The sequence below is a fragment of the Nonomuraea sp. CA-141351 genome, from assembly GCF_050944675.1.
Taxonomy (GTDB): Bacteria; Actinomycetota; Actinomycetes; order Streptosporangiales; family Streptosporangiaceae; genus Nonomuraea.
In genome coordinates, this window is the sequence record NZ_CP191982.1 from 8,349,607 (window position 1) to 8,364,151 (window position 14,545).

Here is a 14,545-nt window from a genome sequence, read left to right on the forward strand (position 1 = left end):
TTGGCCGAGATCCTCCTTCCACTCAGTGGAAGAATGGCCGCATGGCAGGTGGATCACGGGAGCCAGGGCGCTCGGTGACGTCCAAGGTGCTGGCCGTCCTGGGCGCGTTCGACCCAGCGCATCCGCAGCTCACGCTGACCGAGCTGGCCAGGCGCAGCGGGCTGCCGCTGAGCACGGCGCACCGGCTGGTGGCCGAGCTGGAGGAGTGGCAGGCGCTGAGCCGCGCGCCCGACGGGCGGCTCCGGGTCGGGCTGCGCCTGTGGGAGCTGGGCCAGCTCGCGCCCGGCCCGCTCCACGACCTGGCGCGTCCGTGGCTGCAGGAGCTGTTCGCGAGCACCGGCGAGAACGTGCACCTGGCCGTGCGCGACGGGCTCGAGGTGCTGTACGTCGACAAGGTCTACGGCAGGCGGGCGGTGCCCATCGTGTCCAGGACCGGCGGCCGCCTGCCGATGCACCCGACGGGCGTGGGCAAGGCGCTGCTGGCGTACGAGCCGGACTGGTTCGTGAAGTCCTACCTCGCGCGCAAGCTCGAACGCCCGACCCGGCACACGATCATCGAGCCGGGGCGGCTGGCCAGGGAGCTGGCGGCGGTACGGACCCAGGGATACGCCCTGACGTACGAGGAGATGACCCTGGGCTCGTGCTCGGCGGCGGCGCCGATCCTGGTGGAGGGGCGGCCCGTCGCGGCCGTGGGCATCGTGCTGTCGTCCCGGCGCGCCCGCGAGCTGCCCCGCCTGATCGATCCGCTGCTGAACGCCGCGGCGGGGATAGCGAAGGCTAGTCCCCCAGCTTCTGGATCCGGTCCTTGAACAGGGTGGTGGCGATGGCGGCCTTGTGCGGTTGCCCCTTGAGGAACGCCTGCGCGAAGCTCTTCGCCTGCTCGTAGGAGACCTTGCCGGGCATGGGCGGCTCGTTCGGGTTGACGTCCACGTCCACCAGCGCCGGGCCGTCGTGCGCGAGCGCCTGCCCGATCGTCAGTGCCACGTCCTCCGCCTTGGTGACCTTGGCCCCGAACCCGCCGCACGACCGGGCCCAGGCCGAGAAGTCGGCTTCGGGCTCGGAAAAGCGCACGCCGTGCTCCGGGAAGCCGAGCACCATCTGCTCCCACAGGATCTGGCCGAGCGAGTTGTTGTTGTTGACGATCACCTTGATCGGCAGCCGGTGCTGGGCCGCCGTCAGGAACTCGGCCATCAGCATCGAGAAGCCGCCGTCGCCCACGTACGCGATGACCTGCCGGCCGGGGAAGGCGTGCTGCATGGCGATGGCGTACGGCAGCCCCGGCGCCATCGTGGCGAGCGTCCCCGACAGGTAGAACTGGCGCCCGTCCCGGATCGTCCAGTGCCTGGCCGCCCAGGTGGCGATGGTGCCGCTGTCGCAGGTCAGGATGGCGTCGTCGCGGGCGAGCTCGTCGATCACGGACATGACGTACTGCGGCGCGATGGGATCCCGGTCCGGATTCTCCAGGGCGTCCATCTCGGCCCGCCACTTGCCCATCATCGTCTGATATTTCGAGAGATGAGAGGTGCGGTCCCTGTGGGTCAACAGCGGCAGCAGCGCCTGCAGCCCCTCCTTCGCGTCGCACACCACGGGCACGTCGGTCGCGATCCGGGCCCCCGCCCTGGTCGGCTCCGCCTCGAACTGCACCACCCGCGCCTTCTCCGGCAGGAACTTCGTGTAGGGGAAGTTCGTGCCGACCATGAACAGCACGTCGACGTCGTCCATCAGCTCCTCGCTCGGCCGGGTGCCGAGCAGCCCGATCCCGCCGGTCGTGTACGGCGAGTCGTCGGGGATGACCGCCTTGCCGGGCAGCGTCTTGACCACGGGCGCCCCGAGCGCTTCAGCCACGGCCAGCACCTCCTGCCTGGCGTGCAGCGCCCCCTGCCCGACGAGCATGGCGGGGCGCTCGGCCTGGTTGAGCACCTCGGCCGCGCGCTGGAGGTCCTCCTGCCGCGGGATGCCGGGGGCTTGCAGGTAGATGGGCGCGGTCTGCGGCGCGCGCGCCGGCGCCACGGTCCGGTACGGCTCCTCCCCCGCCTCCGACACCTGGATGTCGTTGGGCACGGTGAGATGGGAGACCCCGCGCCGCGCGTAGGAGGTCCTGATCGCCAGGTCCACCAGCGAGGGCAGCTGCGCCGGATTGGTGATCATCATGTTGTACTCGGCCACGTCGGCGAAGAGCCGGTCCAGGTGCACCTCCTGCTGGTAGCCGGTGCCCAGCACGGACGTCTCCTGCATGCCCGTGATCGCCAGCACCGGCACGTGGTCCAGCTTGGCGTCGTAGAGGCCGTTGAGCAGGTGGATGCCGCCGGGCCCCGAGGTGGCCAGGCACACGCCGATCCGCCCGGTGGCCTTGGCGTAGCCGGTGGCCATGAAGGCCGCCGCCTCCTCATGGTGGACGAGGACGAAGCGCACCCGGTCACGGTGGCGCCGCAGCCCCTCCATGATGCCGTTGATGCCGTCGCCCGGCAGGCCGAAGACGGTGTCGACGCCCCACTCGGCGAGCCGTTCTATCAGGGATTCCGCTGCGATTCGAGCCATGTGAGCGGCACTACCCCGCTCTGCCGCCCACAGACGCTTTTACCAGATTCCTTGTCATTTCCAGAGATTCGCGGGTAGAGGGGCGTCATGCGCATTCTGGTCACGGGAGCCACGGGCACGCTTGGTGGCGCGCTGGTGCCCGCTTTGCTCAGAGCGGGCCACCGGGTGCGGGCGCTGAGCCGTACGAAGCGGGAGGGCCGCGGGAACGTCGAGTGGATGTGGGGCGACCTGGTCTCCGGCAACGGTGTCGCGGACGCCGTCCGGGACGTCGACGTGATCGCGCACCTCGCCACGAGCGGCCGCAAGGGCCGCGGCGCCGTGGACGTGACCGGCACGCGCAAGCTGATCGCCGCCGCCCGCGTGACGGGGTACCCGCACCTGCTGTACACCTCGATGGTCGGGGCCGACCGCGTCGCCATCGGCTATCTCAGGCACAAGCTGGAGGCCGAGCGACTGATCGCGGAGAGCGACCTGAGCTGGACGATCCTGCGCGCCACCCACTTCCACCAGTCGCTCGACCGGCGGCTGAGCGATTTCGAGTCGCTCCCCGTGCTGACCGTGGACCGCACGGTGCCCTGGCAGCCGGTCCACGCGGGCGAGGTGGCCACCCGGCTGACCCAGCTGATCGACGCGGGCCCCGCGATGGACGAGATCGAGTACGGCGGCCCCGAGGTGCTCAGCACCGAGGAACTGGTCAAGACGTGGCTGCAGGCCAGGAACCTGCACCGCCCCTGCCTGCCCGTCCGCTTCCCCGGCGGCCTGTACGCGGCCCAGCGCGCCGGCGACCTCCTGACGGACGTGGAGCCCAAGGGCGAGATCACCTGGCACGACTACCTCTTCCCGCCGCCGCCGGAGCTCTCGGACGACTTCGCCGCCGAGCACACCGCCTCGCCCACCAGCCCGGCCAACCAGCCGGAGCACGACCCTGATCTGCACGTCTACGGGGGCGACGAAGGGTACGAGCGCCCCACCCGGGGCTGAGCCTCCTTTTACGCACTCGTTACTCATCTCCCCCTTGATGGGGATTCGACTACCTCTGTACGGTCCTTTCATTGCCACTTAACAATTTGTTCAGTGCAGCCAATCGAGAGGTTCGATGACGGAGTCGGAGAACACCCGCTTGGGTGCGCGAATCCGGGCCTACCGCAACATGCGCCACATGACCGTGCGCGCTCTCGCGGCCGAGGCCAAGGCGAGCGCCAGCTTCATCAGCCAGTTGGAGCGCGGGCAGACCAGCTCCAGCATCGGTATGCTCCGGCGGATCGCCTCGGCTCTCGGACTCACGGTCGCGGATTTGTTCAACGAGGAGGACGAGATCGGCCACCGCGTGGTGCGCCGCGAAGCACGTCCGGAGCTGCACACGGCCCCCGGCACGCGCAAGTTCCTGATCTCCCAGCGTCCGCTCCAGAACGTGGAGGTGTACGCCGGGGAGTTCGATCCCGGCTCGTCCACCGGGGATGAACCGTATACCCACGGCGATTCCCAGGAGATCTTCTTGGTGCTCCGCGGGCGGGTCACGCTCTGGCTCGGCCCCAACGGCTCCGCCGCCGCTCATGTGCTGGAGCCAGGGGACAGCGTGGAGTACCGCACGTCGGTCCCCCACCGGGTCGTCAATGAGAGCGACGAAACCGCCGAGATCCTCTGGATTGTCGCCCCGCCTACTACATCCGCCTGAACCCCACTCATACCTGCCACCTAGGGGGTAACCCATGCCGAAGCACCCGACGCGACTGGCCGCCATGGCCGGTGTCGCGGCTTCGCTCCTGCTCGCGGCGGCCTGCGGGGCCGGCTCGGCGGCGCCTGCCTCGATCGACCTCGGATCGGGGCCCGCCAAGTCGGGCACGATCAAGAAGGACGCGCTCAGCGGCCTGAACATGACCTTCGTCTCTTACGGAGGCGTCTACCAGGAGGGCCAGCAGAAGGCCGCGGTCGACCCGTTCGCTCAGGAGTCGGGCGCCAAGATCCTCCAGGACGGCCCGACCGACTACGCCAAGATCAAGGCCCAGGTGGACTCCTCCAACGTCACCTGGGACGTGATCGACTCCGACTCCATCTGGGCCGAGGCCCAGTGCGGCAAGCTGCTCCAGCCGCTCGACTACAAGATCATCGACAAGTCCAAGGTCCCCGAGGGCCTGGCGGGCGAGTGCACCGTCCCGGCGATGCAATACGGCATGGTGCTGGTCTACAACAAGGACAAGTTCGGCTCCAACCCGCCCAAGGGCTGGAAGGACTTCTTCGACACCACGAAGTTCCCCGGCAAGCGCGCCATCTCCGGCAACCCCGGCGACTCGGCGCCCGGCCCGTTCGAGGGCGCGCTGATCGCCGACGGCGTCGCGCCCGACCAGCTCTACCCCCTGGACGTCGACCGGGCGACCAAGAAGCTGCAGTCGATCCGTTCCAACCTGGTCTTCTGGAAGACCGGCGCGGAGGCGCAGCAGCTGCTGGAGTCCGGCGAGGTGGACATGGGGATGGTGTGGAGCGGCCGGGCGTACGCGGCCGTCAAGAACGGCGCGCCGTTCCAGGTCGCGTGGGACCAGTGGATGCCGATCATGGACTCGCTGACCGTGCCGAAGAACGCCAAGAACCCCAAGGCGTCGATGGCGCTGATCAACTACTACCTGGGCGCTCAGCAGCAGGCCAAGCTGACGGAGCTGACCTCGTACTCGCCGATCAACACCGACGCCAAGCCCAACCTCGACCAGGTCGGCCAGTCGTTCCTAACGACCAGCCCGGGAGTGGCGGAGAAGGCACTCAAGATCGACTCCAAGTGGTGGGCCGAACACCAGCCGGAGATGATCGAGAAGTGGTCAGCCTGGCTCGGCGGCTGATCGCCCATGGCCTCCACCCTGCAAGCGGTCGCACCGCCCGCCGCCGCCAATCAGCCGGCGGATCGTGAGCGCCGCCCGGCGCTCCTGGCCCTGCCGGCGCTGGTGGCGCTCGCCGTCTTCTTCCTGTTTCCGCTGATCTCGACGGTGATCAGCGCCTTCACCGATCCGGCACCCGGTCTCGGCAACTTCACCTGGTTCTTCGGCGAGGCCCAGAACCTGCGGGTGCTCGGCCGCACGTTCACCACCGCCCTGTGGGTGACGGTGATCGCGCTGATCGTGTCGTACCCGTACGCGTACGCGATGACGATCGCCGGGCCGCGGGCCAGGGCCGTGCTGACGCTGCTGGTGCTGGTGCCGTTCTGGACCAGCCTCATGGTGCGCACCTTCGCGTGGGTGATCCTGCTGCAGGACACCGGCGTGGTCAACGACGCGCTGGGGCTCATCGGGCTGGGACCGTTCAGCCTGATCCGCACCCAGGCGGGGGTCGTGATCGGCATGGTGCAGCTGCTGATGCCGTTCATGGTGCTGCCGCTTTACGCGGTGATGAGCGGGATCGACCGGCGGCTGCTCACCGCCGCGGGCAGCATGGGGGCGCGCCCCGCCAAGGCGTTCGCGACCGTGTACATGCCGCTGTCCCTGCCGGGGGTGTCGGCGGGCTGCCTGACGGTGTTCATCAGCGCGCTCGGCTTCTACGTCACCCCCGCGCTGCTCGGCTCGCCCACCGACGCACTGCTCTCGCAGCAGATCTTCACGCAGGTCAACGGGCTGCTGAAGTGGGGGCGCGGCGGCGCCATGGGCGTGGTCCTGCTCGGGCTCACGCTCGCGATGATCGCGCTGCTGGGCGTCACGCTGCGCCGGGCGGGAAGGAAGGTCACCGGATGAGCGCACGTGCGGGCCGCGGGGTGCTGTGGGCGTTCTGCGCCCTGGTCGGCTTCTGGCTGGTGGCTCCCGCGCTGATCGTGGTGCCGCTCAGCTTCACCTCGAAGGCCTCGCTGAAGTTCCCGCCCGACGGCTACTCCACCCGCTGGTACGAGCACTTCTTCGGCGACACGGCCTGGATGTCGGCCCTGTGGACCTCGATCGAAGTGGGCCTGCTGGTCACGATCGTGGCCACGGCGCTCGGCACGGCTGCGGCACTCGGCCTGACCAGGGCCAGGATGCGCGGCCTCGCGCTGATCCAGGGGTCGATGCTGGCCCCGATGATCGTGCCGGGCGTCGTGCTGGCCATCGGCGTCTACGCCGTCTTCCTGAAGCTGCAGCTCGTGGGCACGCTGATGGGCTTCGTCATGGCGCACACCGTGCTCGCGCTGCCGTTCGTGATGATCCCGGTCACCGCGTCGCTGAGCGGGTTCGACCGGCGGCTGGAGAGCGCGGCGGCCAGCCTGGGCGCGGGACGCCTGACGACGTTCCGCACCGTGACGCTCCCGCTGGTCGCGCCGGGCGTGGCCGCGGGCGCGCTGTTCGCGTTCGTCACGAGCTTCGACGAGGTGGTCGTCTCGCTGTTCATCCAGAGTCCCTACCTGCAGACGCTGCCGGTGAAGATGTACGCGAGCGTCACCCGCGAGACCGACCCGACCATCGCCGCGGCGGCCACGATGATCATCGTGTTGACCACGAGCCTCGTGCTGATCGCCACCTTCTTCGTCGCCAGGAGGTCCCGTGTCCACCAGTAACGATCTCGCCGCCCGCGGCGCAGGCATCGAGCTGACCGGGCTGACCAAGCGCTACGGTGACTTCGTCGCCGTGGACGACGTCTCGCTGTCGATCAGGCCCGGCGAGTTCATCACGCTGCTCGGGCCGAGCGGCTCGGGCAAGACGACCACGCTCAACATCATCGCCGGCTTCGACCGGCCCACCTCCGGCGAGCTGACCGTGGACGGCGCCGCCATCGCCGCGACGCCGGCGCACAAGCGGGACATGGGCATGGTCTTCCAGCATTACGCCCTGTTCCCGCACATGACGGTCGCCGAGAACATCGCGTACCCGCTCAAGCAGCGTAAGGTGCCCAAGGCGCGCCGCGCCGAGCTGGTCGCGGCGGCGCTGGCCACCGTGCACCTCGGCGAGTACGGCCACCGCTACCCGCGCGAGCTGTCCGGCGGCCAGCAGCAGCGCGTGGCCGTGGCGCGGGCCATCGTCTACAGCCCGCGCGTGCTGCTGATGGACGAGCCCCTCGGCGCCCTGGACAAGAAGCTGCGCGACTGGCTCCAGCTGGAGATCAAGCGCATCCACGGGGAGCTCGGTATCACGTTCGTGTACGTCACGCACGACCAGGACGAGGCGCTGGTCCTGTCGGACCGCATCGCGGTGTTCAACCGGGGCCGCATCGAGCAGGTCGGGGCCGCCGAGGAGCTGTACGAGCGGCCCAGCACGCTGTTCGTGGCCCGCTTCCTCGGCGAGTCGACGATCCTGCGCGGCGACGTCACGCCCGACGGCATCGGCGTGTGCGCGCGCCTGCTGCGGGCGCCGGGCACCCTGGCCGAGCAGGCGGGGGCGCTCGTCGTACGCCCGGAGCGACTGACCGTGCGGAAGGCCGGCTTCGACCCCGACCCGGAATGGAACGCCCTGCCGGCCACCGTCACCGGTGAGATCTACCTGGGCTCCAGCAGGAAGCTGGAGCTGAGGCTGCCCGACGGCTCCGCGGCACTGGTCCGCGAGCAGGCCGGCAGCCTCAGCGACGCCCGCGGAGGTGACGAGGTCACCCTCACGTGGCGCGTCGCCGACTCCGTCCTGCTGCCCGACTCACCCGATGTGGAGGCTGTACTAACGTGAAAGGCATCCCGCTGACCAGGGACTTCGCCAACGGCGGGGTCTCCTTCTGGTACCGGCAGATCGGCCTGCCGGACCGGCGTCCCCCGCTGCCCGGGCCGCGCTCGTACGACGTGGCCATCGTCGGCGGCGGCTACACCGGCCTGTGGACCGCGTACTACCTGAAGCAGGCCGAGCCGGGGCTGCGGATCGCGATCCTGGAGAAGGAGTTCGCCGGGTTCGGGGCGTCAGGGCGCAACGGCGGCTGGCTGTCGGCGGAGTTCGCCGGATCGCGCAAGCGGCACGCCAAGGCGCGCGGGCGGCAGGCCATGATCGACCTGCAGCACGCCATGTTCCAGTCCGTGGACGAGGTCATCGAGGTGACCCGCAGGGAGGGCATCGACGCCGACATCCACAAGGGCGGGCTCATCCACGTCGCGACGAACCCGGCCCAGCGGCGCAGGCTCCGCGAGGAGCTCGACGACCTGCGTACCTGGGGGTACGGCGAGGAAGACCTGCGTCTGATGGACCGCGACGAGCAGCGCGAGCGCGTGCAGGTGGCGGGCACGCTCGAGGCCACGTACTCGCCGCACTGCGCCCGCATCCAGCCCGCCAAGCTGGCCGTCGGCCTGGCCGAGGCGGTGGCCCGGCTGGGCGTGGACATCTTCGAGGACACGACGGTGACGGAGATCCGGCCGCGGCGGGACGGCGCCCAGGCGGCGGCGATCACCACGCGCGGGGAGGTCTCGGCGGACTACGTCATCCGCGCCACCGAGGGCTTCACCGCCTCGCTGGCCGGGCAGCACCGGCAGTGGCTGCCGATGAACAGCTCCATGATCGTCACCGAGCCGCTGCCCGCCGAGGTGTGGAAGCACATCGGGTGGTCGGGCAACGAGCTGCTCGGGGACGAGGCGCACGCCTACATCTACGCGCAGCGCACCGCCGACGACCGCATCGCGATCGGCGGGCGGGGCGTGCCTTACCGGTACGGCTCGCGTACCGACGTCCGGGGCGCCACGCAGCCGCAGACGGTGGCGCTGCTGTGGCGGATGCTGGTGAAGCTCTTCCCCGCGGCGGCGGACGCGCGGATCCAGCACTCCTGGTGCGGGGTGCTGGGCGTGCCGCGCGACTGGTGCTCGACGGTCCACCTGGACCACGCGTCGGGGCTCGGCTGGGCGGGCGGCTACGTGGGCAGCGGCGTCACGACCACCAACCTGGCCGGGCGCACGCTCCGCGACCTGGTGCTGCGCCAGGACACGGAGCTCACGGCCCTGCCCTGGGTGGGCCGTCAGGTGCGTCAGTGGGAGCCGGAGCCGCTGCGGTGGACGGGGGTTCAGCTCATCTACGCGCTGTTCCGGACCGCCGACCGCCAGGAGAACGACCACGGCACCACCACCTCGCCGTACGCCCGCCTGGCGAACCTGATCTCGGGCCGCTGAGCCGCGTCACGGGATGACGAGGCGCTCCTGCTCGGTGGGCGGTGTCCCGCCGTACCAGGGCAGGGGCTTGCCGAAGCGGACCAGCTCTCCGTACAGGGCGGGGTCGGCGCCCTCGGCGAGCACCAGGTCGAGCACCGCCCGCGCGGCCTGGGCCGGGGTCTGGGCGTGGCCGTACTCGCTGAACCAGGGCCGGGAGGCCCGGGTGTCGACCATGCCGGGGCAGACGGAGGCGATCATCGTGCCGGTGGCGAGGTCGCGCTCGCGGCGTTCGGCCGCGACGGCGCGCACGGCGGCCACCTGCGCCACCTTGGAGGGCACGTTCAGCCAGTGTGGCCAGCCGGCTTCCTCGAGTGTCCCGGCGTGGACGGCGCTGCGCCAGGACTCGACGGCCCGCTCGACCTGGTCGAGGGAGGCGCCGTCGAACAAGTGGTGCAGCCGTGGGTTCAGGTGGCCGAGGGTGCCCAGGGTGCTGGCCACGACGATGAGCCGCCCGCCGGGCTTCAGTATCGGGCCGTACGAGCGCAGGATCGTGTGGGTGGCGACGTTGGCGACGTCGATGAACTCGTCGGCCTGCTCGGCCTGCGACCTGTCGGGGGCGTTCGGGGCGATGGCGTTGGAGATCACCACGTCCACCCCGCCGTGGCGCTCGCGCAGCTCATCGGCCAGCCCGGCCACGGCGCCGGAGTCAGCGACGTCGAGGACCCGGCCCTCCACCCGGCTGCGCGTGCCGGGTGATCGCGTGACCTCCCGGGCGGCGTCCGAGACCCGCCGGGCGTCGCGGCCGGTGAGCAGGACCAGGTCGTCCGGGGCCATCCGGGCGGCCAGCCCTTCGGCGAGGGCGCGGCCGAGGCCCTGGTTCGCCCCCGTCACCAGGGCGATGCGTGGATCGTTCATGCCGCCACGCTAGGAGCCGCCTCGGCCATGAGTCCAACGAAAGTTACGCACACCTGGTATGCGTAGACGTCATGGACTTCAGCGACGTGTCGCTGACCGCGCTGCGGGTCTTCCGCGCCGTGGCCGAGCAGGGCACCTTCACCGCCGCCGCGACCGCGCTCGGCTACACCCAGTCGGCGGTGTCCCGGCAGATCGCCTCGATCGAACGGGCCGCGGGCGCCGACCTGCTGGAGAGGCGGCGCGACGGCGCGCGGCTGACCGCCGCCGGCCGCATCGTGCTGCGCCGGGCCACCATCGTGCTGGACCAGATCGACGCGACCGCGCGGGAGCTGTCCGGCCTGCCGGCGCAGGCCGGGGTCGTACGGGTGGGCTGGTTTCCCAGCGCGGGCGCCGTGCTGCTGGCCAGGGCACTTGCCGCGCTGCGCCGCACGGACCCCGCCATCACGGTCGTCACCCGGGAAGGCAGCACCCCGGCGCTCGTCCGCGCGCTGCGGGCCGGCAGCCTGGACCTGGCCCTGCTGGCGTCGGCGCCGCCGTTCCGCCCGCCGGACGCGGAGTCGCCGCCGCTGGCCCTCCGGACGCTCGCCGAGCGGGGTCTGCGCCTCGCGGTGCCCGCCACCCATCCGCTCGCCCACTCCGACTACATCGATGTCGCCGACCTGCGCGGGCAGCGCTGGATCGCCGGGCCCGCGGGTGACGACCTGGCGATGGGGGTGTGGCCCGGCCTGGACGAGAAGCCCGAGATCGTCCACACCGCGCGTGACTGGCTCGCCAAGCTGCACCTCGTCGCGGCCGGCTGCGGGCTGACCACCGTGTCCGCCCTGCTGACCGCGGTCGCGCCGCCGGGCGTACGCATCCTGCCGGTCAGGGGCGGCCCGCAGGAGCACCGCCGCCTGCTCCTGGCCCGCCTCCCGCACCCGCCCTCGGAGCCGGTCGCCCGCGTCGCCGACGCCCTGCGCACCGCCGCCCTCAACACCGACACACCGCCGTAAGCACTGCGGCCCGAGCCGCGGGAACCAGCTCCGGCGCATCGCTTTCCGGGGTCAGGCGGAGCTCGATCACTTCGCGCGTCTCCTCGGCCGGAGGCGCGAAGGAAGCGTCCGTTCTTCATTCGGAGCCGTTTCATGGTGCCCGGCACGTAGCCGGAGGGTAGGCGCCGGTGACGGGGGCAGGGGCTACCGCATCGGTGCCGACCCGTGCAGGAGGTCGAGTGTGAGCGGCGGCGCCGGTGGCAGGGGCTCGGCGTGCTCGGCCCGGAAGGACTGCAGCAGGTACGCCACCAGCCGCCGCGACGTCGCCGCCGCGGCCTCCCTCGTTCCGGTGGCGACGGCGCAGTTGGCCTTGAGCAGCAGCGTCAGGTCGGCCAGGTCGAAGTCGGCTCGCAGCCGCCCCGCGGCCTTGGCCCGCCGCATCACCTCGGCGAAGCCCTGCTCGGCCCGCAGCCGCGTACGCTCGTAGTCGATCGCGTCGGGGAACGCCGTCAGGAACGCGTCGGTGAACCCCCGATCGGCGACCTGCATCGCGCACACCTTCTCGATCGCCGAGCAGAACCCCCGCCACGGGTCCGGATCGGCCAGCGCCTCGTCCACGACCGACGCGCACGTGGCCAGCTCGTCGCCGAACACCTCCGTGATCAGCGACTCCCGCGACGGGAAACGCCGGTAGAGCGTGGCCACGCCGACCCCGGCGCGCCGCGCGATGGCCGCCATGGGCACGTCGAGCCCGCGCGTGGCGAACGACTCCCGCGCGGCCTCGAGGATGCGCACGCGGTTGTGCCGCGCGTCGGCCCGCAGCGCCTGCGCGGGCGCCATCTGAGAGGGAGGACCAGGCATATTTCTCACATTAACGTAAATGGACGGCCCCCTCCGGTTAGCCCGCTACCGTCACTCACGTGGAGATGACTGCGACTGAGATGCGTGCGGCCCTGTTCGACCGGTACGGGCCACCGGAAGTGCTGTATGTGGGCACGGTGCCGAAGCCGGTCCCCGGACCCGGCGAGGTGCTGGTGCGCGTGCACGCCGCCAGCGTGAACGGCGGCGAGCTGCACGGCCGGGCGGGCGCACTGCGGCCCATGACCGGGCTGATGCAGCGGGGCTTCCCGAAACGCATGGGGCTCGACTTCACCGGCGAGATCGTCGCCCTGGGCCCGGACCCGGCCGAACCCGGTCCCCGGCTGGGCGACCGGGTGTGGGGCGTGCTGGACCGCACGTTCGGCAGCGTCGCCGAGTACCTGGCCGTCCGCCCCCGTCACCTGTCCCTCCTCCCGGCGGGCCTCGACCTGGTGGAGGCCTCGGCACTCCCGGTGGGCACGACGGCGATCACGGCACTGCGCGACAAGGCGAAACTGCAGCCGGGCGAGCGCCTGCTCGTGCGCGGCGGCAGCGGCGGCGTCGGCGTCGTGGCGGTGCAGCTCGGCAGGGCACTCGGCGCCCACGTCACCGCGCTCGCCGGGGCACGCAACCTCGACCTCGTCCGCGAGCTCGGCGCCCACGAGGCCTATGACTACGCCACCACGCGGCCCGCGGATCTGCCGCGGTTCGACGTGGTCATGGACACCGTCGGCAGCGACCACCCCGCCTACCGGCGCCTGCTGACCCCGTCGGGCCGCATGGTGGCGATCGCCTTCGACGTCAACCAGATTGCCGCGTCCCTGTCGTACATCGCCGCCTCCACCGTGTACGGCCGGCGGCGCGTGCGCTTCTTCAGCGGCCGGCCCACCCACCGCCTCCTCGCCGACCTCACCCGGTACGTGGAGACCGGCGCCATCCGCCCGGTCGTGGACACCGTGTTCCCCCTGGAAGAGATCGCCAAGGCGCACCGGGCCCTGGAGGCGGGCGGCGTGAGCGGCAAGATCATCGTCCGCGTCGTCTGAGACCCGGCGCCCCCTCAGCTTGGGCCGGGGCCTCCGGCGCCGCGCCAGGGGTCGTAGTCGACCTCCAGCGGCTCCTGCTCCGGCCGCTGCTCCTCCGGGACGTGCTGGAGGTTGACCCGGACGCGATACCACACGCTGCTGCGCCCCCGCATGCCGTCCACCAGCACGTCGGCGGGCTCCAGCCGGGCCGCGACCTCAGGATGGCGGGCCTTCCACCGCTCGAACCCGGCCAGCGCCTCGTCCTTGTGCTCCGCCCGCGCGATCTCGATGACGGGCATGGTCTGCTGCCTGCGCCCCGTGCCCTTGGGCGGCTTGGGCGCGGGCCCTAGCTCCTCGGCCAGCGCCAGGAGCCCGTCGAGCGAGCCGGGGTGCAGGTCCATGTCCTCCCACGGGTCGCCGGCCGAGGCCAGCCGCTTGGGCACGGTGTCGATCGTGAACGCCTCGGGCCGGCAACCGGGCACCTCGTCCCAGGTCAGCGGCGTCGAGACGCGGGCGTCCTGCACGGCGCGCACGGAGTAGGCGGAGGCCACCGTGCGGTCGTAGGCGTTCTGGTTGAAGTCGACGAACACGCCGTGCCGCTCCTCCTTCCACCACCGGCTGGTGGCGAGCTCGGGCGCCCGCCGCTCGACCTCGCGGGCCACCGTCTCGGCCGCCTTGCGCACCTTCGCGAACGGCCATCGCCGCTCGATCCGGGCATACACATGGAATCCCCGCGACCCGGACGTCTTGGGCCAGGCGACCAGCCCGTGGTCGGCCAGCACCTCGCGCGCCACCTGGGCGGTCGCCAGCACGTCGGCCCACTCGACGCCCGGCACCGGGTCGAGGTCGATGCGCAGCTCGTCGGGCCTGGACAGGTCGTCGGAGCGCACCGGATGGGGGTTGAGGTCGACGCATCCCAGATTGACCACCCAGAGCAGCTGGGCCAGGTCGGTGCAGACCACCTCCTCCGCGCTGAGGCCCGAGCGGTATTTCAGCTCGGCCACCTCGATCCAGTCGGGCCGCTTGGCCGGGGCGCGCTTCTGGAAGAAGGCCTCCTGCTCGATGCCGTGCACGAACCGCTTGAGCACCATCGGCCGCCCGTAGGCGCCCCGCAGCGCCGCCTCGCCCACGGCCTGGTAGTACTTGATCAGGTCGAGCTTGGTGTGACCGGTCTGCGGGAAGACCACCTTGTCGGGGCTGGTGATGCGGACCTCGCGCCCGGCGACCTCGATGACAGGCATACGGTCACC

At 71.3% G+C, this 14,545-nt stretch carries 14 protein-coding genes; 10 read left to right on the forward strand and 4 right to left on the reverse strand.

The window, feature by feature from the left end; genetic code table 11:
• The first annotated feature begins 41 nt into the window (after positions 1-41).
• Positions 42-809 carry an IclR family transcriptional regulator gene (locus tag ACQPWU_RS39360; RefSeq protein WP_433430755.1) on the forward strand — a complete coding sequence of 256 codons (768 nt, stop codon included), beginning with the start codon at positions 42-44 and terminating at the stop codon, positions 807-809.
• On the opposite strand, the gene ACQPWU_RS39365 is transcribed toward ACQPWU_RS39360, so the two are convergent.
• Positions 778-2,538, reverse strand: a complete 1,761-nt coding sequence (locus ACQPWU_RS39365; protein WP_433430756.1) for a thiamine pyrophosphate-dependent enzyme — start codon at positions 2,536-2,538, stop codon at positions 778-780. The two genes, ACQPWU_RS39360 and ACQPWU_RS39365, sit on opposite strands and share 32 nt — an antisense overlap.
• 87 nt (positions 2,539-2,625) lie before the next feature.
• On the opposite strand from ACQPWU_RS39365, the gene ACQPWU_RS39370 reads away from it, so the two are divergent.
• From ACQPWU_RS39370 to ACQPWU_RS39400, 7 genes are all read left to right on the forward strand, one after another.
• A complete protein-coding gene (locus ACQPWU_RS39370) occupies positions 2,626-3,519 on the forward strand; it encodes an SDR family oxidoreductase (RefSeq protein ID WP_433430757.1) in 894 nt (297 codons plus the stop codon).
• 115 nt (positions 3,520-3,634) lie between these two features.
• A complete protein-coding gene (locus ACQPWU_RS39375; protein ID WP_433430758.1) occupies positions 3,635-4,213 on the forward strand; it encodes a helix-turn-helix domain-containing protein in 579 nt (192 codons plus the stop codon).
• A 34-nt stretch (positions 4,214-4,247) separates the two neighbouring features.
• Positions 4,248-5,366, forward strand: a complete 1,119-nt coding sequence (locus ACQPWU_RS39380) for an ABC transporter substrate-binding protein (RefSeq protein WP_433430759.1) — start codon at positions 4,248-4,250, stop codon at positions 5,364-5,366.
• 6 nt (positions 5,367-5,372) lie between these two features.
• Complete coding sequence (locus tag ACQPWU_RS39385; protein WP_433430760.1) at positions 5,373-6,248, forward strand: ABC transporter permease; 876 nt, start codon at positions 5,373-5,375, stop codon at positions 6,246-6,248.
• Positions 6,245-7,039, forward strand: a complete 795-nt coding sequence (locus ACQPWU_RS39390; protein WP_360714025.1) for an ABC transporter permease — start codon at positions 6,245-6,247, stop codon at positions 7,037-7,039. Before ACQPWU_RS39385 ends, ACQPWU_RS39390 begins: the two co-directional genes overlap by 4 nt.
• Entirely contained in the window at positions 7,026-8,135 is a 1,110-nt protein-coding gene (locus ACQPWU_RS39395) for an ABC transporter ATP-binding protein (RefSeq protein ID WP_433430761.1), read from the forward strand. Before ACQPWU_RS39390 ends, ACQPWU_RS39395 begins: the two co-directional genes overlap by 14 nt.
• Positions 8,132-9,550 (forward strand): NAD(P)/FAD-dependent oxidoreductase, encoded by a 1,419-nt coding sequence (locus ACQPWU_RS39400; RefSeq protein WP_433430762.1) that lies wholly within the window; start codon positions 8,132-8,134, stop codon positions 9,548-9,550. Before ACQPWU_RS39395 ends, ACQPWU_RS39400 begins: the two co-directional genes overlap by 4 nt.
• Before the next feature lie 6 nt (positions 9,551-9,556).
• Here the strand turns inward: ACQPWU_RS39400 and ACQPWU_RS39405 are convergent, their stop codons facing one another.
• Positions 9,557-10,444, reverse strand: coding sequence for an SDR family NAD(P)-dependent oxidoreductase (locus ACQPWU_RS39405; RefSeq protein ID WP_433430763.1), 888 nt, complete (start codon positions 10,442-10,444; stop codon positions 9,557-9,559).
• 71 nt (positions 10,445-10,515) lie between these two features.
• Between ACQPWU_RS39405 and ACQPWU_RS39410 the strand changes: the two genes are divergently transcribed.
• The gene (locus tag ACQPWU_RS39410) at positions 10,516-11,436 is read left to right on the forward strand and encodes a LysR family transcriptional regulator (protein ID WP_433430764.1); all 921 of its coding nucleotides are present in this window, start codon (positions 10,516-10,518) and stop codon (positions 11,434-11,436) included.
• Positions 11,437-11,619: 183 nt separating this feature from the next.
• On the opposite strand, the gene ACQPWU_RS39415 is transcribed toward ACQPWU_RS39410, so the two are convergent.
• Positions 11,620-12,276: a TetR/AcrR family transcriptional regulator gene (locus ACQPWU_RS39415; RefSeq protein ID WP_433430765.1), complete on the reverse strand. Its 657-nt coding sequence runs from the start codon at positions 12,274-12,276 to the stop codon at positions 11,620-11,622.
• 80 nt (positions 12,277-12,356) lie between these two features.
• Between ACQPWU_RS39415 and ACQPWU_RS39420 the strand changes: the two genes are divergently transcribed.
• Complete coding sequence (locus ACQPWU_RS39420) at positions 12,357-13,316, forward strand: NAD(P)-dependent alcohol dehydrogenase (protein WP_433445401.1); 960 nt, start codon at positions 12,357-12,359, stop codon at positions 13,314-13,316.
• Positions 13,317-13,330: 14 nt separating this feature from the next.
• Here ACQPWU_RS39420 and ligD read toward each other — a convergent pair whose 3' ends face one another.
• Complete coding sequence (gene ligD, locus ACQPWU_RS39425) at positions 13,331-14,536, reverse strand: non-homologous end-joining DNA ligase (protein ID WP_433430766.1); 1,206 nt, start codon at positions 14,534-14,536, stop codon at positions 13,331-13,333.
• Positions 14,537-14,545: the final 9 nt, after the last annotated feature.

Bases quoted from the DNA above. Each gene is read 5' to 3' on its own strand.
- ACQPWU_RS39360 (WP_433430755.1), top strand. From the start codon at position 42: ATGGCAGGTGGATCACGGGAGCCAGGGCGCTCGGTGACGTCCAAGGTG.
- ACQPWU_RS39365 (WP_433430756.1), bottom strand. From the start codon at position 2,538: ATGGCTCGAATCGCAGCGGAATCCCTGATAGAACGGCTCGCCGAGTGG.
- ACQPWU_RS39370 (WP_433430757.1), top strand. From the start codon at position 2,626: ATGCGCATTCTGGTCACGGGAGCCACGGGCACGCTTGGTGGCGCGCTG.
- ACQPWU_RS39375 (WP_433430758.1), top strand. From the start codon at position 3,635: ATGACGGAGTCGGAGAACACCCGCTTGGGTGCGCGAATCCGGGCCTAC.
- ACQPWU_RS39380 (WP_433430759.1), top strand. From the start codon at position 4,248: ATGCCGAAGCACCCGACGCGACTGGCCGCCATGGCCGGTGTCGCGGCT.
- ACQPWU_RS39385 (WP_433430760.1), top strand. From the start codon at position 5,373: ATGGCCTCCACCCTGCAAGCGGTCGCACCGCCCGCCGCCGCCAATCAG.
- ACQPWU_RS39390 (WP_360714025.1), top strand. From the start codon at position 6,245: ATGAGCGCACGTGCGGGCCGCGGGGTGCTGTGGGCGTTCTGCGCCCTG.
- ACQPWU_RS39405 (WP_433430763.1), bottom strand. From the start codon at position 10,444: ATGAACGATCCACGCATCGCCCTGGTGACGGGGGCGAACCAGGGCCTC.
- ACQPWU_RS39410 (WP_433430764.1), top strand. From the start codon at position 10,516: ATGGACTTCAGCGACGTGTCGCTGACCGCGCTGCGGGTCTTCCGCGCC.
- ACQPWU_RS39415 (WP_433430765.1), bottom strand. From the start codon at position 12,276: ATGCCTGGTCCTCCCTCTCAGATGGCGCCCGCGCAGGCGCTGCGGGCC.
- ACQPWU_RS39420 (WP_433445401.1), top strand. From the start codon at position 12,357: ATGCGTGCGGCCCTGTTCGACCGGTACGGGCCACCGGAAGTGCTGTAT.
- ligD (WP_433430766.1), bottom strand. From the start codon at position 14,536: ATGCCTGTCATCGAGGTCGCCGGGCGCGAGGTCCGCATCACCAGCCCC.